Raw genomic sequence first — 17816 nt, forward strand, 5'->3', positions numbered from 1 at the left:
GACCTTCCGACGACGCGGCCCGCCGGAATGTCAGGCCGCCTCACAGTCCGGGTCGCCATTTCGTCGTATCGGTGAGGGCCGCATCGACCGAAGGAGCCGAACCATGACCGACCCGCACCTACGCGCGGTGATCAGCGAGCGCCGCCAGCTGATCAATCTCGCCTACCGGCTACTGGGCTCGCTGGCCGAGGCGGAGGACGTGGTGCAGGAGACCTACGCACGCTGGTACGCGCTGTCGGAACCGCAGCGGCGCGAGGTCGCGACACCGGGCGCATGGCTGACCACCGTCGCCAGTCGCATCTGCCTCGATCTGCTCGGCTCGGCGCGCGCCCGGCGCGAACGCTATGTGGGCGAATGGATTCCGGAGCCGGTGCCCGACCGCGCCGACTGGCTCGGCGGTCCGGCGCCCGCCGATCCGGCCGACCGGGTCACCCTCGACGAGTCGATCAGCATGGCCTTCCTCGTCGTGCTGGACGCCATGACACCGGCCGAGCGGGTCTCATTCGTGCTGCACGACGTATTCCGCTACTCCTTCGCCGAGGTCGCCGGCATCGTCGGGCGCACTCCGGCGGCCTGCCGCCAGCTCGCCTCCTCCGCCCGCCGCCGCCTGCGCACCGCGCCGGGCCCGGCGACACCGCAACGCGCCCAGGTGGTCCGAGATTTCAAGCGGGCCTGGGAAACCCGGGACATCGAGGCGCTGATCGGCCTGCTCGACCCGCACGCCACCGCGACCGCCGACAGCGGCGGCCTGGCACCGGCCTTCCTGCACCCGATCGACGGCGGCGAGCAGATCGCCCGCACCTGGATCGAGATCGCCGCCCGCGCCCCGGAGGTCACCCTGGTGGAACGCACGGTGAACGGCCAGCCCGGCCTGGTGGCGCAGCAGAACGGCGCCATCGTCTCGGTCTACGCCTTCGACATCGCCGACGACCGGATCACCCGCATCTGGGCGATCCGCAACCCGGACAAGCTGCGGGCCTGGATCACCGACTGAACCGTCAGGAGGCGGTTACGCGCGGCGGTGTGGTCGTCCGGAATCGGCGGCGGTAGTCGGTCGGGGTGGTGTTCAGCCGGCGGCGGAAGGCTCGGACGAGGGTGTCGGTGGTGCCGAAGCCGCACCGGGCGGCGATGCGGTCGAGCGTCTCATCGGAGCTTTCCAGTTCGCGGCGAGCCTGTTCCACGCGCAGCGATTCGATGTAGGCGTGCGGCGTCGTGCCCAGTTCGGTCTTGCACAGCCGGGTCAGGTGACGGTCGCTGACGTGGGCGTACGCGGCGAGGTCGGCCACGGTGAGCGGCTCGGCCAGGTGGCGCAGGATGTAGTGGCGCAGGTCTTCGATGCGCCTGGTGGTGGAGACCTGATCCAGCGGGATGCTGAACTGGCTCTGCCCGCTGGGGCGTTTGAGGTACATGACGAGCTGCCGCGCCACCCGCAGGGCGACGTCCTCGCCCAGGTCGTCGGCGATGAGGGCGAGCGAAAGGTCCAGGCACGCACTGATTCCGGCGCCGGTCCAGACGTCGCCGTGCCGGATGAAGATCGGGTCGGCGTCGACCTCGATCTCCGGATGGTCGTGGGCCAGTTGGCGAGCGGTCGACCAGTGCGTGGTGGCGCGCTTGCCCGCCAGGAGCCCGGCGGCGGCGAGCAGGTGGGCGCCGACGCACACGGAGGCGACCCGGCGCGCGCGGTCGGCGAGCTTGCGCACCCAGGCCACCAGATCGGGATCGATGACGGGGCGGACCCGGCCCGCGCCGTCGGTCTCGACGGCACCCGGCACGACGAGCGTATCGATGGGCTCCGCCGCGGCGGAGTCGAAGGTGATGTCGGGCAGGATCCGCACGCGGGCTCCGGTGGTGACGGGGTCCAGGGTGCGCGCGGCCAGCACGACCTCGTAACCCGCCGCCTCCTCGGTCTCGCGCCGAGCGAGGCCGAAAACCTCTGGGGGACCGGTGATATCGAGAAGGTCCGCGCCGTCGAAGACGACGATGACGATACGGCGGCGCGGCAGGTGCGGCACGGAAACTCCTTCGCCCGAGGATGTCGGTATCTGCATGTTATACGTCATTGCCGACATCCGCGGCGGTGCATACCGTGGTGATCACGGCCGACGCACCCCGCGCGCCGCTCCCCCTCCCTACTATTTCCAGGCGGTTTTCCCATGTCCCGAACCACCCTGCGCGAAGTCCACGGCCTCGACCAGACGCCGGCGAAACTGGCCGATTCGACCCTGCTCCTGATCGACTTCCAAAACACCTACACCCGGGGCGTGATGGAACTCGACGGCTGGGAAGCCGCGCTCGAGGCCGCCGCTCGCCTGCTCGAGCGCGCACGCCGGGAAGGCGCCGGGGTGGTGCACGTGATCCATGACGGCGGGCCCGGCACGCCCTACGACATCCGCTCCGAGATCGGCGCGATCCATCCCCGCCTCGCGCCGATCGAGGGTGAGCCCGTCGTGGTCAAGCACGCCCCGGACGCCTTCCACGACACCGATCTCGAGACGCACGTTCCGGCGGGCGGGGACGTGGTGATCGCGGGCTGGATGACGCACATGTGCGTGACGTTCACCGCGCAGGGCGCCTTCCTGCGCGGCAACCGGCCCACGGTGGTCGCGGAGGCCACGGCGACTCGCTCGCTGCCCGTCGCGGGCGCCGACCTGACGGCCGACCAAGTGCATCACAGCGCCCTGGCCACCATCTCCGATCTGTACGGGGTCGTCGTCTCCTCGCAGGAGGAACTCGGCTAGCCCGCCGGCCGACACCCGGGCAAATCTTCGGCATGCCCGCGGCGCGCGCCCCGGCCCGGCGCCCGCGCCGCGGCGCGTGACATCGGACACTTGTCAGCCGTGCGAACCGCGCGCAACGCGTCGTGATGAGCGATCACAGCCCTGTTGGAGCCGGTCACAGTGTGGGTGAGGGCTGTCTCAGGTGTGGTGACAGACCCCGCAACACTCGCTGGGAAGGCCCCTTGACGATAGCTACGCTGTGCGAGTTCATCCGACTCGAGGACGAGGTCCGTGAAAACCCTTCTGGCAGTTCTAGCTACCGCGCTCGTCAGCACCGCGGTGCTGGCCACCCCACCCGCCACCGCGGCACCCGCACCCCCGCCGCAACCCGGCGCCCCGGCACCCTCCCCCCTGCAGGAATGGATCGACAACACCATCCCCGCACCCCCACTCGACCCCGCACCCCCCTCCGCCCCCACCCCCGAACACCTCACCGGAACAGACCAGACCACCCTCTGGAAATCGGTCCTGTCCACCCCCACCGGAGACCCCACCTTCGACACCTGGCCCCCCGGACTCGACACCCTCACCCCCGGCCACATCATCGAAACCCGCGACGTCACCGCGTCTGCGGCCGCGCTGGTCAACGCGCCGATCGAACGGGCGCTGCTGGTGAAATTCCGGTCCACCTCGGCGACCGGAACCCCCTCGTTCGGCACCGCGACCTTCCTCGTTCCCGCCGTCGCGTGGCCGGGTCCGGACCCGCGGCCGGTCCAGGTGGACACCATGCCGATCAACGCACTGGGCCTGCGGTGCACCCCCGGCTACACGATCGCGCACGGCCGTCGCGACAACAGCGGCATCAATGTCTTCCTGCCGGACGTGGCGGCGGCGCTGAACAAGGGCCACGCCATCCTGGTGCCCGACCACGAGGGCCCGCTGGTGGCCTACGCCGAGCCCACGGTCGCCGGGCACATGACCCTCGATTCCATGCGGGCCGTCCGATCGCTGTTCCCGGAAGAGTTCGGGGACAGCCGTTTCGCGGTCAGCGGCTACTCGGGCGGATCGATCGCCTCGTACGCGACAGCGATGCTGCTGCCCGAGTACGCGCCCGAACTGGCGGATGTGCTCGTCGGCGCGTCCGTGGGCGGATTGGTGACCGACTACGGCGCGGTGGCGCACGTGTTCAACGGCCGCAGCGCCTCCGGAATCCTGCTCTCGGTATCGCTGGCGATCGCCCGCGAGCACCCCGAAATGCTGCAGTACATGAACAATCTCGCGCAGTGGGTGGCGACCTCGCCACTGAAGAACATCTGCGGCGAGGCCGACGGGCCGCTGGGCGCGGTGGGTATCCCGATGGAAGTGGCGGCGAACATCGACCATCCGCTCGAAAGCGATATCGCCGCGCACATCGAGCGGCTGACCGACCTGACCGACCGCAAATCGGCTGTGCCCCTGTACATCTACCACGGCGCCGACGATTTCTGGATTCCGATCCAGGGCCCGCAGCAGATGTACCGGCAGCAGTGCGGTCTCGGCGTCCCGGCCGTCTTCCGCACGGTGCCGGGCGAACACGTCTCCGCCATGCTCAACGGCGGCGGCGGATCCACCGACTGGATCGACGCCCGGCTGCGCGGGGAGCCCGCGCCGAACGAATGCGCGTAGCCCGATAGTTCAGCGCCCACCCCGCCGCACTCGTCACGACGGACGAGCGGCCGGGTGGGCGCTTTCGCAGTTACCTATTCCGTTGTGCCGCTCAGCATTCGCGCGGCGCCGGTTCGCCGCGCAACCGCGCGAGGAGCCAGTCGTCGAGTCCCGGTGAGCCGGTGGCGTAACCGATCAGGTGCTCGCCGGGCACCACGCGGAAGACGGCCGGGACGCCGCGGCCGCATTGCTGCCGGTGCGTGCGCTGGGCGTCGTCGAGCGGAATCCACGGATCGTGCGCGCCGTGGTAGATGTACAGCGGCACAGCCGATTTACGGTCGGCGAGGTCCAGTCGGGCGAACATCTCGTCGGCGAACGGGCCGTCGAGCGAATTACCGACATTCGCCACGACATCCATCGGGAAGCCGACCACGCCGAGCGGGCCGTCGGCATCGCCGCAGATGTCCTTGATCGGCGAGGACGCCACCCACTGCGCGAGATGATTCGTGTACTGCAGCATCTCCGGGTGCTCGCGGGCCACGGCCAGCGCCACGGACAGCAGGATCCCGGAGGAGATGTTGCCGTTGAACCGGTGGGCGACATTCCTGTTGTCGGTGACCAGCCCGCCCGCGGCCGCACCCGCGACGACCTCCGCCAGTTCCGGCGCGTACTCGTCGAGCAGCATCGCCGTCGCGTACGAGGCGATCGCGCCGCCCGAGTAGCCGCTGACCACGAAACGGCTGTCACCGAACACATTCTCGTCCACCGTCCGCGTGGCGCGAATCGAATCGAGAATCACGTGCCCGGCGACGTTGGGCTCGGCGTAGGCCATCAGGGGGCCTTCGTGATCGGGCACCAGGACCGCGTGCCCCTGGCCGAGCGCCCACCAGATGGACGGCATGAACACCGTGAGATCGGTGTTGGGCTTCTCCAGCAGGCCGTGGGACATCTGATATCCCGGGGTGCAGTGCGAGCCGAGCGAATTGATCGGCAGCGCGTTCACCTGCACCGGCTGCGGACCGGGACCGGTCCACTGCGCCGCCGGGGTGATGAGCGTCGCGGTGCCGAACGACGGCGTGCCGGTCGCCGAGGTGGACCGGAACTTCAGCAGCAGCGCGCGCCGGATCGGCGTCGCCATCCGCATCGCGACGGACGCGGTGACGTCGCGGGTTTCGATGATGTGGCCGGGGGTGAGGGTGTCGAGTCCGGGGGGCCAGGTGTCGAAGGTGGGGTCTCCGGTGGGGGTGGACAGGACCGATTTCCAGAGGGTGGTCTGGTCTGTTCCGGTGAGGTGTTCGGGGGTGGGGGCGGAGGGGGGTGCGGGGTCGAGTGGGGGTGCGGGGATGGTGTTGTCGATCCATTCCTGCAGGGGGGAGGGTGCCGGGGCGCCGGGTTGCGGCGGGGGTGCGGGTGCCGCGGTGGCGGGTGGGGTGGCCAGCACCGCGGTGCTGACGAGCGCGGTAGCTAGAACTGCCAGAAGGGTTTTCACGGACCTCGTCCTCGAGTCGGATGAACTCGCACAGCGTAGCTATCGTCAAGGGGCCTTCCCAGCGAGTGTTGCGGGGTCTGTCACCACACCTGAGACAGCCCTCACCCACACTGTGAGTTTTCCCAAATCAGGCCTGGTCGGGCCTGTTAAATCGCCGGGGAGGCGGTTACGCCTTGATGCCCACGGCGCCGACGTAGTTCGCGCGCCGCGCCACCGCCTCGTCGATCGGGTCCAGCGGTCGCCAGGCGCCTACCGGGACGATGCCCGGCTCGAGCACGGTGTAGCCGTCCAGCAACGCGGCGACATCCTCGACGGTGCCGAAGCCCGCGCCGGGAGTGTTGGTGCGCCGCATGACCGACAGCACCTGTTCCTGCTGTTCGAGGGTCAGGGTCAGCCCGACGGCGTGCGAAAGGCCCAGGGCACTACCGCCACTGCAGGAATCGCGGTACGCGGCGGTCAGCTCGACGGGGCTGACATCCTCGAGCAGGTCGAGCACGGCCATGGCGAGCACCGCGACGGGTCGCCGGAAGTCGAGCAGGCCCGCGACGCCCGGCGCGGCCAGGACGCTGTCGATATCGCGCAGGTCGGCCCAGGTCATCGAGACCTGCGGTTGATCGGCGAGCATCTTGTTGGCGTATTCCACGGCCACCGGCTCGCGTTCGACATAGGCGATCCGGGCAGCGGGGTTGTGCCGCAACGCGATCTCGTGCGGGCTACCCACCGTGGGAGCACCGGAGCCGAGATCGAGGAACTGATCGAAACCCAGCTCGCACAGGGCGGTGACGGCCCGGCCGACGAACAACCGGTTCGCCCGCGCCCACTCCCGGCTGCCGGGCATTCCCTCCGGAATCGCGTCCGCGGCCTGCCGGTCGGTCTCGAAGTTCGCGCCGCCGCCGAGGACGTAGTCGTACATCCGCGCGATGCTGGGCGTGTTCATGTCGATGGTGTCATCCAAATGGAACCGCGGGTCCATACCGCCGCCTTCCCTCGAACAGTCCTGTCGGCCAAGCACACTCACCCCGCGCGTGGTCCCGTAGTCACGCTACCGGTGACATGCCCGTCCGGCTACCGTCCCCGCTCTACTTCGTGTCCTGTCGCCGCACCATCTCGGTGATCCAGACCGGCGCGAACGGAGACGTGCAGTTCGGCGGCGTCGGGTAGTCCGCGAGCACCTGCAGGCGCTCGCCGATGTCGATGGCGCGGGCACGGTGCTCGGCGTGCTCGATGCCGATCTGTGCCAGGCAGTGGTTCATCGCCCACTGCAGGCGATCGGGAGCGTCCTTCAGTTCCTCCTCGATGACGTCGAGTAGCGCTGCGAGGTCGAGGCCCGCGGGCTGCTTCGCCACGCGCTCCGTCGTCAGCGCCCAGCCGGCGCTCGCGACGACCGGGTCGGGGTCAGCGGTCCAGGCCAGGCGCAGGTCTTCGGCTTGCGGATGCTTCTTCACCACATAGTTCACCAGCCAGTCGTGCACCTTGGGCGTGCGTGCCGCGCGCAGCATGGCGTCCAGTTCGTCGCGGTCGAATGCCTTCGGGCGGCAGATCAGCAGTGCCAGCAGTCGCGCCGCCGAGTCGCCGGTCTGCCACAGCCGGCGCGACAGGTCCTGCTGTGTTTTCAGCCGCTTCGCGAGCGCGCGCAGCTGGGTCAGATTCACGCCGTGATCGTCACCGTGCTTCTCGTTGACCCGCCGCACCTTCGGATCCGCGAGCGCGGCCAGCTCCGCCAGCACCTCGTCCACCGTTGTCTCGGCCACGTCGATCTCCTTGTCCGTCAGGGGAATTCGGCCCGCTGCCCCGCGCGGCCCGCGCCGCGTTCACGACGGCGAGCAGGACGCCCAGGCCGACCAGGATCAGCCCGCGCGCCCAGACCGCGGCGTCGATCCGCGTGAACAGGTACAGGCAGGAGGCGAGTCCCAGCCACGGGACGACGGTAGGGACGCGGAAATGGTCGGTATCGACCGGGTGCCGCCGCTGTAACAGCACCGAGCAGTTCACCGCCGCGAACACGACGAGCAGCAGCAACACGAGAGTCTCGGCCAGCGCGGCGACTTCGCCGGTGAGCGCGAGGACGAGCGAGACGCCCGACGTCGCGACCACGGCCACCCACGGTGTGCGCCGACCGGGCAGCAGGCGGGTCAGGACCGCCGGCAACAGCCCGTCGCGGGCCATGCCGTAGGCGAGCCGCGAGGCCATGATGCCGGTCAGCAGCGCCCCGTTGGCCACCGCGACCAGCGCGATCACGCTGAACAGCCGTTCGGGCACGCCACCGGCGCGCCGCACCACCTCGAGCAGGGGACCGCTGGACCGCGCGAGTTCGTCCGTGGGTACAGCGGCGCTGGCGACCACTCCCACCAGCACGTACACCGCGCCCGCGGTGAGCAGCGCGCCGAACAGGGCGGTGGGATAGGAGCGCCGGGGATCGCGAACCTCCTCGGCGAGATTCACCGAGGTCTCGAAACCGACGAAAGAGTAGAAGGCGAGCACGGTTCCGGCCAGCACCGCCGGGACGGCGCCGCGCTCGGCGGTCCCGACCTCGGTGAGCCTGCCCGGATCGGCGTCACCCCGCACGAGCAGCCAGGCCCCCAGCCCGATGATGAGCAGCAGCCCGCCGAGTTCGATCAGGCTCGCCGCGACGTTGGCGCGCAGCGACTCCTTGATACCGCGGATGTTGAGTAGCGCCAGCGCGACCAGGAACACCACGATCACCGCGGCCGTCGGCGCTGACACGAGCGCCTGCAGATACTCCCCCGCGAACGCCCGCGCCAGCGCGCCCACCGACACCACCCCGGCCGCGAGCATGCAGAACCCGACCAGCGATCCCGCCGCGGGCCCGAACGCCAGGGTCGCGTAGTGCGCCGAACCACCCGCCCGCGGATATTTCGTCGCGAGTTCGGCATACGACCCCGCGGTGAGTGTCGCTAGCCCCAGCGCGATCGCCAGCGGCAACCACACCGCGCCTCCCGACGCCGCTGCCACCGACCCGATCAGCACATACACGCCCGCCCCGAGCACATCGCCCAGGATGAAGAAATACAGCAGACGCGTGCTCACGGCCCGCCGCAGAGAAGTAGGCATAACCGCCACATACCCGTCCGGCCGGCGCCGAACCCGGGGGTCTACAGAACAGGGCGGCCGCGGAATCTCAGGACTGTTCCGGCATGCTCACGATTGCCCTGGCGATCAGGGATACGGCGCGGTCGGCGTCGTGGGTCAGTTGCCGGAGGGTGTCCCCCGCGATGGTTCCGGGCATCTCGGCGAGGGCCTGGGTGAGGCGGATCCGGGCGGCCGAGTCGGCGGTCTCCGCGGTGAGCTCGGCAGTCAATGCGGACATGATGCGTTGTGCCCATACGGGATCCGCCGCCAGCATGCCCAGCAATTCGGCCGCCTCGACGTCGTTGGGACCCGCGACGATCGTGGCGACGAGTGCCGGTACGGCCCGGGTGTCGCCGCGTGCGCCGAGCGCGAGGGCGGCGTGTCGGCGAATCGTCGCGTCGTCGTCCGCGAGGGCGTCGGTGAGCGCCGCGGTGGCTCGGTCGCCGGAGAGTTCGGCGAGCGCCAGGATCGCACGCCGCCGGACGTCGGCGTCCGGGGAACTCATCCCGGCGGCCACGGTCGCCACACCGTCGTCGCCGGTCCGCGCGAGTGCCCAGCGCAGCGCCCCGGCCACATTCGCGTCCGATTCGGCGAGGATCGCTTCGGCCAGCAGTTCGGCGGGTACCGCGGCGTCCTCGGCCGGCGCCAGCACGGTCTGCTGCCGCCGGGCGGCATCGCGGGACCCCAGGCCGTGCAGCAGCGCGACGAGGCGCAGGACGTCCTGCCAGTCGGCGGGCTCGGCCGCATCGACCGCCCGGAGCCGGTCGAGCAGTTCGCGTTCCCGGTGCAGTCGCTCCTCGGACCGGCGGATGAGGTCGCCGACCAGCGTGGCGACGGTGAATCCGGGATCGTCGAGGGCGCTGCGGATCTGGTTCAGCGACAGTCCCAGCGACCGCAGCCCCTCCACGTGGAAGATCCGCCGGATGTCCTCGGGGGCGTACTCGCGATAGCCGCCCACCGTGCGGCCGGTCGGCCGCACCAGCCCGAGCGAGTCGTAGTGGCGCAGCATCCGGGCGCTCACGCCCGAACGCCGCGCCACCTCGCCGATCAGCACGGGGACGACTCCGCCCGCTCCGGGCCGAGCGCGACCACCCGCCGCGCCTCGTCCACGGCGAGATCGAACCCGGCATCCGGGTCGTGCAGGAGCCGCTCCGTCGCGCGCGCATGCGCACGCACATCCGGGTCGGCGCCGGCCGCGGCCGTCCGCAGGACCGGCTCGATCACCTCGCCGAGCGCGGCGAGGGCACGGCTCAGACTCAGCCGTACCTCCCGGTCACCGCGCCCCAGTTGAGTAACCAGTTCGATTGCCAGCCTTTCCTTTTCGTCGTCCGGCACGAGCACGACCGCGGCCCGCCACGCACTGCGCGCGACCTCGTCGTCGGCGTCGCGCAGCAACGATCGCGTGATCGCCGGCCACACCGTGGCGTCCCCGATCTTGGACAGCGTATGCAACGCCTGGCTGCGAGCCTGCGCCCGCTCGGACCGGAGTTCGGCGCGCAGCCTCGGAATCGTGCTGTCTGTCGGCAGCCGAGTCAACGCCCACGTCAGCATGTCGCGCACGAAGAAGTCCGGCTCGATCGCGCACCGCGCCACGAGCGCCTCCGCGAACCCGGCGTCACCCCGCGTGCCGATGGCCAGCGCCGCCGCCAGCCGTGTCGACGAATTCGCGGCCGCCAACCCGGCCGTCAGCCGGGCGTCCTGTGTATTTCCGTGTGTCGTTTCCATGGGAACCACCTCCGGAACCCAGTGAAGGCCTTGTCACAGTGACAAGGTCAAGCCCGCACTGCCGCCCGGTGGTCATGGTCGTGTGATGCTGTTCAGGTGAACTCGGAGGTGGCGGCGGTCCTGAGCATCCTCACGCAGGTGCGCGCGGTGGTGACGTCGGGACCGCAGGACCTGACCTGGCAGTCCCGCTACGCCGACGAGCCCGAAATACTCGACGACCTGGCCGACCACGCCGCACGCCTCCAGCATGAGGACTACAGCCGACTGCCCGACCTATCGATACTGTTCGCCGCCACCGGCCCACTGTGCGAGATCGCGGTCAGCAGCGGATGGATGCACACCTACCGAACCCTCGCCGACCAACTCGATCCCCTACTCGCCCGACTACGCCAGTCCTGATCCGAACGCCACTCGCCCGTTCACCTGCTGTCAGAGCGGCCGCCGCAGCGCATCGTTCATCACCAGGCGCGGAGTGATATCGCTCAGCAGCCGCAAGTGAACCTCCGCGTCGACGATCTCGACACGGTCCGCCCGCAACGCGCCTCCCAATGCGGGAGCAGGCACAAACCCTGCGACACCCGACCGCGGTAGGGCGTGATGGTCAAACTCATCCCCGTGCGCCGGCCCCAGAGCTGCATCCGCCCGAACGCACTCCGGCAGACGGCCAGCCACCGGTCGGTACCCATTTCCAGCTCGAGATCGCGGGTCCACGCGTCGACGGCGGGCTGCCACGCGACCGGATCGCACAACCAGAACAGACCGTTCCCGAAGCCCGAGAACCCGAACTCACGCCAGAAGGTCGAGAGAAGGTCGGGCACCAGGTCCGCGAACTGATCGAAACGATCCGAGGTGACAGCTTGCGAGTATGTCGGGGCGCCCCACACCCTGAGGAAGTCCTCGGTGTCGATGCTCACGTCTCCCACTGTACGCACCTCTTCTCCCACCCGTGGGCGTAGATATTCGTCGTGGCCGACTCCGCCGGTCGGCTACCTTGTCGGTTGTGGTGGGAGACATGGCTGTTGGGGGGAAAGCGATGATCGACGATGGGGATTCTTGGCTGCGTCGGGTTCGGGCATTGCTCGAATTGGTTGCGCCGCAGAGGAATTCACTGCTGACAGCGACGGCGCTGCTGCTGGTGGGGACCGGGTTGTCGTTGGCGCAACCGCTGTTGGCCGGGCGGGTTGTCCGGGATGCGGTGGCGGGTGAGGCTATCGGGTGGTCTCTGGCCGTGTTGGTCGGTGCCTATCTGCTGCATGCCGTGACCGATACCGGTGGGCTGTACATTCTCGAAAGATCCAGCGAGTCAGTCCTTTTGACGGTCCGTGACCGATTGGTCGGCCATCTGCTGCGGCTGCGGATTCCGACGCTCGAATCACTCAGGGTCGGGGATCTGATCTCGCGGGTGACATTGGACGCCACGGTGGTCCGGAATGCCGTCGGGACCAGCCTCGTGCAGATACTCACCGGCGCGATCACGCTCGTGGGAACCGTCGCGGTGATGATCTACCTCGATTGGGTGTTGTTCTCGATCGTGATCGTCACCGTCGGCGTGGCAGCGAGTGCGCTGCTGCTGGTGATGACGAGAATCGAGGCGGCCTCGACGCACTTGCAGGAGAGTGTCGGTGCGCTCTCGGCGGATATCGAGCGCGCGCTCACCGGCCTGCGCACGGTGAAGGTCAACAATGCCGAGGAGCGCGAGCACGAGCGCTTGACCGAGTTGGCCCGCGCGGCATTCTCGGCCGGGGTGCGGGCCGCCCGACTGAAAGCATTGGGAAATCCGGCAATACAGCTCGCGGTGACGGGTTCGTTCGTGGTGTCACTGCTCGTCGGCGGCATCCGGGTGGCGCATCAGCAGATGGAGTTGAGCAGTCTCGTATCGATGATGCTGCTCGCGATGAACCTGCTGATTCCGGTCGGCGATCTGTTCAACGGCTCCGTCGACCTGCAAAGGGCACTGGGCGCGCTCAGCCGGATAGCGTCGACCCTCGAATTGCCCGCCGAGGAACAGGACGACCTCGGCCCGGCGCGCACGACGGTCGAAAACCCTTCGGGGCAAGCTCCTTTCGCCCTCGAATTCCGGGACGTGCGTTTCTCCTACGACGAGCGCAGCGTTCTCGACGGCGTGACCTTCTCGGTACCGGCACACGGCCACGTAGCCCTGGTCGGCCATTCGGGCGCCGGAAAATCCACGGTGTTCTCCTTGGTGAGCAGATTCTACGAACCGGATGGCGGTGACATTCTGCTGAACGGCCGTTCGCACCGCGATCGGCCGCGCCGGGAATGGCGCTCGGACATCAGCCTGCTGGAACAGAACGCGCCACTGCTGTTCGGAAGTCTCCGAGACAATCTCACCTACCGGGAGCCCGGCCTCGCCGACGACGATCTGGAGCGCGCGATAAAGCTCGCCGGTCTCGACGACCTCGTGGCCCGGCTGCCGCGCGGCCTCGACACCTCGGTCGGCGAGCACGGCGTACTCCTCTCGGGCGGCGAACGACAGCGCGTGGCCTTGGCACGCGCACTGATCCGGCGTCCGACGCTGCTGCTGCTGGACGAACCCACGGCCATGCTCGACGCCGAAACCGAGCGAGCCCTGCACGTCACCATCCAGGCGGTCCGGCAGGAGTGCGCCCTCCTGGTCATCGCCCACCGCCTGTCGACCATCCGCGAAGCCGACACCGTCGTACTCCTCGAGGGTGGACGGATCACCGACACCGGCCCCCACACCGCCCTCCTCACCCGAAATACGTGCTACCGGCAACTCATCGGCGCGAAGGGCTGACCTCGCTACAAGCCCTGCTCCGGCGGAACGGGTCTGCCTGAGCGCGTGCGTCTCCCGCTGTCGGGGGAGGGAGAAGTCGATCTCGCGGGCGACGTCGGAAGGCGCGTCGCTCCGTAGCGTCAGGACCTCGTGACCATCGTGCATGAGGAGGATCTGTGCTTTCCGCCTTGGTATCGGCTTTCCGGACTCCGGACCTGCGGCGGAAGATCCTCTTCACGCTGGGCCTGATCGCGCTGTACCGCCTCGGGGCCGCACTGCCGTCGCCGGGCGTGGACTACCGGGCGATCCGGCACTGCGTCGATCAGCTGTCCGGCGGGGAGAACGCCGGAATCTACCAGCTGATCAACCTGTTCTCCGGCGGCGCGATGCTGCAACTGTCGGTGTTCGCGGTCGGCATCGTGCCCTACATCACGGCGAGCATCATCACGCAACTGCTCACCGTCGTCATTCCGCGTTTCGAGGAGCTGCGCAAGCAGGGCCAGACCGGGCAGGCCGCGATCGCCCAATACACGCGGTATCTCTCGGTGGCGCTGGCGATCCTGCACGCTACGGGCTTGGTCGCGCTCGCTGGACGCGGGCGTCTCCTGCCGAACTGCTCGGAGCGAATCCTCGCCGACGACAGCATCTTCGGGATGATCATCATCGTGCTGGTGATGACCGCGGGCGCCGCGCTGGTGATGTGGTTCGGCGAGCAGATCACCGAACGCGGTGTGGGCAACGGCATGTCGCTGCTGATCTTCGCCGGTATCGCCGCCCGGATCCCCGGCGAGGGTACCGCCATTCTGGACAGCAAGGGCGGCTTGATCTTCGGCCTGGTCTGCTTCGGCGCGTTCCTGGTGATCGTGGCGGTGATCTTCGTCGAGCAGGGCCAGCGCCGGATTCCGGTGCAGTACGCCAAGCGCGTGGTGGGCCGCAAGATGTACGGCGGCTCCTCGACGTATCTGCCGTTGAAGGTCAACCAGGCCGGGGTGATTCCGGTGATCTTCGCGTCCTCGCTGCTGTATCTGCCGAACCTGGTATCACAACTGGCACAACATGGTTCGAGCCGATGGCAGGCGATCGTGCAACGCTATCTGGCCGATGCGAGCAGCCCGGTGTACATCGCCGTCTATTTCGCGCTCATCCTGTTCTTCACCTACTTCTATGTCGCGATCACCTTCAACCCGCAGGAGCGCGCGGACGAGATGAAGAAATTCGGCGGCTTCATCCCGGGCTACCGCCCCGGCGCGCCGACGGCCGACTATCTGAGCCAAGTGCTCGGCAGGATCACGCTGCCCGGCTCGCTCTATCTGGGCATGGTCGCGGTGCTGCCGAATGTGGTGCTGGGCCTGGGCGCGACCGGTTCGGCGCAGAGCCTGATGTTCGCGGGCAGTTCGACGCTTATCGTGGTGAGCGTCGGCCTGGATACGATCAAGCAGATCGAGAGCCAGCTGATGAGCAGGAACTACACCGGCTTCCTGCGCTGAACCGGAGGGGCAGTCGGACGACCATGGCCAGCAATTCCTCGCGCCGCCTATTGGCCCGGGCGGCGTCCTCCCTCGCGCTCGCGGCCACCGCCACGATGCTCACGGCGGGCTGCGCGCACGCCGACACCACGATCGCGGGCCACACCGACAGCACGCTGGGTCAGCGCGAAAACGGCGCCACGCCAAGGTCTCCCGGCGATGTGGCCGGACAGCCGACGACGTGCGACCGATGCGACACCGCTCCCCCGCCCACTGCCCGGACCTCCACCATCTCGGTGCTGATCGCGGGCGATCAGGTCGTATTCCGGTCCGGCGTACGAGCGGTCGTCGGGACCCAGACCGACCTGCACTGCGTCGCGGAGGTCGGCGCGGCCACCGCACCCGCCGACCTCCGGCGACTGCGGCCCGATGTCGCCGTCCTGGATCTGGACACCCCCGGCCTGGACGACGCCCTCGCCGCCGACCCGACCCTCGCCGACGGCACCCGGCTGCTCACCTTCACCGACCACGCCACCGACGAAAACCTCTATCGCGCAGTCCGTCTCGGCGCCAGCGGATTCCTCACCAAGGACCTGCCCGCCGATCGGCTCGTCACGGCCATCCGCCGGGCCGCGCACCAGGACGACCTGATCGACCCGCGACTGACCCGCCGCCTGGTCACCCGCCTGGCCCACGGCGACGACCCCTTCCCGCCCGCGCCGGAAGCCGAGGCCCTCACCGCCCGCGAGCACGAGATCCTGCTGCTGATCGCCCGCGCCCACACCAACCCCGAGATCGCCGAGTTGCTCGGCATCGGCGAGCAGACCGTCAAAACCCATGTCTCCCACGTGTTGTCGAAACTCGGCGTCCGTGACCGGGTACACGCCGCGGTCTACGCCCACACCCGTCACCTCGTGCCCGCGCCGAGCGGCGCGACTAACCTGGCCCGGTGACCATCACCGAGTTGCCCTTCGGCTCGTGGCCGACACCCATCACCTCCGAATTCGTCGTCAGCGCCGCGGTGCGGCTGTGGGATGTGCGGGTGGACGGCGCCGACGTCTACTGGTCGGAGGGTCGTCCCACCGAGGGCGGCCGGACCCAGATCGTGCGCCGCGCCGCCGACGGCACCGTCACCGACCTCCTGCCGGAAGGCATGGACGCGCGCACCGCTGTGCACGAATACGGCGGCGCGGCCTGGTGGGTCCGCGACGGCGTGCTGTGGTTCGCCAACTGGGCCGATCAGCGGCTGTACCGGCTCGAACCCGGCGGCGCGGCGGTCCCGCTGACCCCGGTCCCCGAGACGCCGCGCGGCGACCGGTACGGCGACGGCGACCTCGATCCCGCGGGCGCCACCCTCGTGGCCGTCCGCGAGCGCCATCCAGACGGCGGACGCGGCGCGGTCGATGTGCGCAACGAGATCGTGCGGCTGCCCGCCGATCATTCGTCGCGGCCGGAGGTCCTGGTGAGCGGACCCGACTTCGTCGCCGCGCCCCGGCTGAGCCCCGACGGGAGCGCGCTCGCCCTGGTGTCGTGGGACCACCCGTCCATGCCGTGGGACGACACCGTGCTGCGGGTGCGCGATCTCGCGACCGGCGCGGACACCGTGGTGGCCGGCGGGCCGGGCGAGTCGGTCCTGGAGCCGCGCTGGCAGGCCGACGGCTCGCTGCTGTTCCTGTCCGATCGCGGCGGGTGGTGGAATCTCTACCGCTGGGCGCCCGGCGCCGCGGTCACCCCGGTGATCGAGCTGGACGCCGAGATCGGCATGCCCGCTTGGCAATTGGGGTCGGCCCGCTACACGGTGCTCGCCGACGGCGGCATCGTGTTCGCCCGCTGGCGCGACGGCTACGACGGCCTCGGACTGCGCCGCGCCGACGGCTCCGTCCTCGACCTCGACCTACCCTTCTCCGTGATCACCGCGGTCGAGCGCGCCGCGGCGGACGCCGTTGTCGTCGTGGCGGCCACCCCCACCACCGAACTCGGTATCTACCGCATCGAATTCGGCAGTGGCACACCACGAGTGGAGACCCTGCGCGCGCCCCGGAAGATCGGCCTCGACGCCGCCTCGGTCTCGGTGCCCGAGCCGATCGCCTTTCCGTCGGTGGACCGCACCGGTGCGCCGCGCACCGCGCACGCCCTGTTCTATCCGCCCGCGAACAGCCGCTACGGCGGCCCGGCCGGGGAACTGCCGCCGCTGCTGGTCGTCATGCACGGCGGCCCGACCTCGCACGCACTGCCCGCGCTGACACCACAGACCCAGTACTGGACCAGCCGCGGATTCGCCGTGGTCGACGTCAATTACGCCGGATCCACGGGTTACGGTCGCGCCTATCGCGCCTTGCTCGAGGGCGCGTGGGGTGTGGTGGACGTGGCCGACTGCGTCGCCGCGGCCCGCTGGCTGAGTGAACGCGGCCGGGTCGATCCGGGTCGGCTCGCCATCCGGGGCGGCTCCGCCGGTGGCTATACGACACTGGCCGCGCTGGCCCGCGCCGACACTCCCTTCGCCGCCGGGGCGGACCATTTCGGCATCGCCGATCTCGAGGCGCTCGCCGTCGACACCCACAAGTTCGAGAGTCGATACCTCGACCGCCTGATCGGCGAGTATCCGGCCGAGCGCGACGTCTACCGCGAGCGTTCGCCGATTCATCACGTCGACCGGTTCCGCAAGCCCCTGATCGTGTTGCAGGGCAGCGCGGATCCGGTGGTGCCGCCCAATCAGTCGCAGATGATCGTCGACGCGCTGCGGGCGCGCCGGATTCCGGTGGCCTACCTCGTTTTCGAGGGCGAGCAACACGGCTTCCGGCGCGCGGAGAACATTCGCCGGGCGCTGGACGCCGAATTGAGCTTCTACGGCCAGGTATTCGGCTTCGACCTGCCCGCGGCCGAGGGTATCGAGCCCGTCACCGTCGAGCATCTCGCCTAGCTCATCA

16 protein-coding genes and 1 pseudogene are annotated in these 17816 nt (G+C 69.4%); 8 read left to right on the forward strand and 9 right to left on the reverse strand.

Annotated features, from left to right (window positions below):
* Positions 1–103 precede the first annotated feature (103 nt).
* Positions 104–994, forward strand: a complete 891-nt coding sequence (sigJ, locus tag ACFMRZ_RS10145; protein WP_400178877.1) for an RNA polymerase sigma factor SigJ — start codon at positions 104–106, stop codon at positions 992–994.
* Between the two features lie 4 nt (positions 995–998).
* On the opposite strand, the gene ACFMRZ_RS10150 is transcribed toward sigJ, so the two are convergent.
* The gene (locus ACFMRZ_RS10150) at positions 999–2012 is read right to left on the reverse strand and encodes a GlxA family transcriptional regulator (protein ID WP_400178878.1); all 1014 of its coding nucleotides are present in this window, start codon (positions 2010–2012) and stop codon (positions 999–1001) included.
* 141 nt (positions 2013–2153) lie between these two features.
* Here ACFMRZ_RS10150 and ACFMRZ_RS10155 point away from each other — a divergent pair, with 141 nt between their 5' ends.
* Positions 2154–2738, forward strand: coding sequence for an isochorismatase family protein (locus ACFMRZ_RS10155; RefSeq protein WP_400178880.1), 585 nt, complete (start codon positions 2154–2156; stop codon positions 2736–2738).
* Between the two features lie 270 nt (positions 2739–3008).
* A complete protein-coding gene (locus ACFMRZ_RS10160) occupies positions 3009–4382 on the forward strand; it encodes a lipase family protein (RefSeq protein WP_400178881.1) in 1374 nt (457 codons plus the stop codon).
* A gap of 91 nt (positions 4383–4473) precedes the next feature.
* Here ACFMRZ_RS10160 and ACFMRZ_RS10165 read toward each other — a convergent pair whose 3' ends face one another.
* From ACFMRZ_RS10165 to ACFMRZ_RS10190, 6 genes are all read right to left on the reverse strand, one after another.
* Entirely contained in the window at positions 4474–5850 is a 1377-nt protein-coding gene (locus ACFMRZ_RS10165; protein ID WP_400178882.1) for a lipase family protein, read from the reverse strand.
* A 166-nt stretch (positions 5851–6016) separates the two neighbouring features.
* Entirely contained in the window at positions 6017–6823 is an 807-nt protein-coding gene (locus ACFMRZ_RS10170; protein WP_280273632.1) for an SAM-dependent methyltransferase, read from the reverse strand.
* A 106-nt stretch (positions 6824–6929) separates the two neighbouring features.
* Positions 6930–7601 (reverse strand): DNA alkylation repair protein, encoded by a 672-nt coding sequence (locus tag ACFMRZ_RS10175; RefSeq protein WP_400178883.1) that lies wholly within the window; start codon positions 7599–7601, stop codon positions 6930–6932.
* On the reverse strand, positions 7513–8922 hold the full coding sequence (locus ACFMRZ_RS10180) for an APC family permease (RefSeq protein ID WP_400178884.1): 1410 nt from the start codon (positions 8920–8922) through the stop codon (positions 7513–7515). The genes ACFMRZ_RS10175 and ACFMRZ_RS10180 overlap by 89 nt, the downstream gene beginning before the upstream one ends.
* Positions 8923–8989: 67 nt before the next feature.
* Complete coding sequence (locus ACFMRZ_RS10185; RefSeq protein ID WP_400178885.1) at positions 8990–9994, reverse strand: HEAT repeat domain-containing protein; 1005 nt, start codon at positions 9992–9994, stop codon at positions 8990–8992.
* The gene (locus tag ACFMRZ_RS10190; RefSeq protein WP_400178886.1) at positions 9988–10665 is read right to left on the reverse strand and encodes a HEAT repeat domain-containing protein; all 678 of its coding nucleotides are present in this window, start codon (positions 10663–10665) and stop codon (positions 9988–9990) included. Before ACFMRZ_RS10190 ends, ACFMRZ_RS10185 begins: the two co-directional genes overlap by 7 nt.
* Positions 10666–10761: 96 nt before the next feature.
* Here ACFMRZ_RS10190 and ACFMRZ_RS10195 point away from each other — a divergent pair, with 96 nt between their 5' ends.
* Positions 10762–11064, forward strand: coding sequence for a hypothetical protein (locus ACFMRZ_RS10195; protein WP_400178887.1), 303 nt, complete (start codon positions 10762–10764; stop codon positions 11062–11064).
* A 30-nt stretch (positions 11065–11094) separates the two neighbouring features.
* Here ACFMRZ_RS10195 and ACFMRZ_RS10200 read toward each other — a convergent pair whose 3' ends face one another.
* Both ACFMRZ_RS10200 and ACFMRZ_RS10205 read right to left on the reverse strand, forming a co-directional pair.
* On the reverse strand, positions 11095–11376 hold the full coding sequence (locus tag ACFMRZ_RS10200; protein WP_400182820.1) for a T6SS immunity protein Tdi1 domain-containing protein: 282 nt from the start codon (positions 11374–11376) through the stop codon (positions 11095–11097).
* Positions 11271–11609: pseudogene (locus tag ACFMRZ_RS10205) on the reverse strand (GAD-like domain-containing protein); the annotation flags it as partial. The pseudogene ACFMRZ_RS10205 and the gene ACFMRZ_RS10200, both read right to left, overlap by 106 nt.
* 89 nt (positions 11610–11698) lie before the next feature.
* Between ACFMRZ_RS10205 and ACFMRZ_RS10210 the strand changes: the two are divergent.
* From ACFMRZ_RS10210 to ACFMRZ_RS10225, 4 genes are all read left to right on the forward strand, one after another.
* The gene (locus ACFMRZ_RS10210) at positions 11699–13444 is read left to right on the forward strand and encodes an ABC transporter ATP-binding protein (RefSeq protein WP_400178888.1); all 1746 of its coding nucleotides are present in this window, start codon (positions 11699–11701) and stop codon (positions 13442–13444) included.
* Positions 13445–13599: 155 nt separating this feature from the next.
* Complete coding sequence (gene secY / locus ACFMRZ_RS10215) at positions 13600–14910, forward strand: preprotein translocase subunit SecY (RefSeq protein ID WP_400178889.1); 1311 nt, start codon at positions 13600–13602, stop codon at positions 14908–14910.
* Between the two features lie 23 nt (positions 14911–14933).
* Entirely contained in the window at positions 14934–15842 is a 909-nt protein-coding gene (locus ACFMRZ_RS10220; RefSeq protein WP_400178891.1) for a LuxR C-terminal-related transcriptional regulator, read from the forward strand.
* On the forward strand, positions 15839–17809 hold the full coding sequence (locus ACFMRZ_RS10225) for a S9 family peptidase (protein WP_400178892.1): 1971 nt from the start codon (positions 15839–15841) through the stop codon (positions 17807–17809). Before ACFMRZ_RS10220 ends, ACFMRZ_RS10225 begins: the two co-directional genes overlap by 4 nt.
* Positions 17810–17816 lie beyond the last annotated feature (7 nt).

This window comes from Nocardia sp. N2S4-5 (genome assembly GCF_044628355.1).
In the GTDB taxonomy this organism is placed as follows: domain Bacteria; phylum Actinomycetota; class Actinomycetes; order Mycobacteriales; family Mycobacteriaceae; genus Nocardia; species Nocardia wallacei_B.

What these genes read in the sequence shown, in the direction of transcription:
- sigJ (WP_400178877.1), top strand. Translation starts at nt 104, where the DNA reads ATGACCGACCCGCACCTACGCGCGGTGATCAGCGAGCGCCGCCAGCTG.
- ACFMRZ_RS10155 (WP_400178880.1), top strand. Translation starts at nt 2,154, where the DNA reads ATGTCCCGAACCACCCTGCGCGAAGTCCACGGCCTCGACCAGACGCCG.
- ACFMRZ_RS10170 (WP_280273632.1), bottom strand. Translation starts at nt 6,823, where the DNA reads ATGGACCCGCGGTTCCATTTGGATGACACCATCGACATGAACACGCCC.
- ACFMRZ_RS10180 (WP_400178884.1), bottom strand. Translation starts at nt 8,922, where the DNA reads ATGCCTACTTCTCTGCGGCGGGCCGTGAGCACGCGTCTGCTGTATTTC.
- ACFMRZ_RS10190 (WP_400178886.1), bottom strand. Translation starts at nt 10,665, where the DNA reads ATGGAAACGACACACGGAAATACACAGGACGCCCGGCTGACGGCCGGG.
- ACFMRZ_RS10210 (WP_400178888.1), top strand. Translation starts at nt 11,699, where the DNA reads ATGATCGACGATGGGGATTCTTGGCTGCGTCGGGTTCGGGCATTGCTC.
- ACFMRZ_RS10220 (WP_400178891.1), top strand. Translation starts at nt 14,934, where the DNA reads ATGGCCAGCAATTCCTCGCGCCGCCTATTGGCCCGGGCGGCGTCCTCC.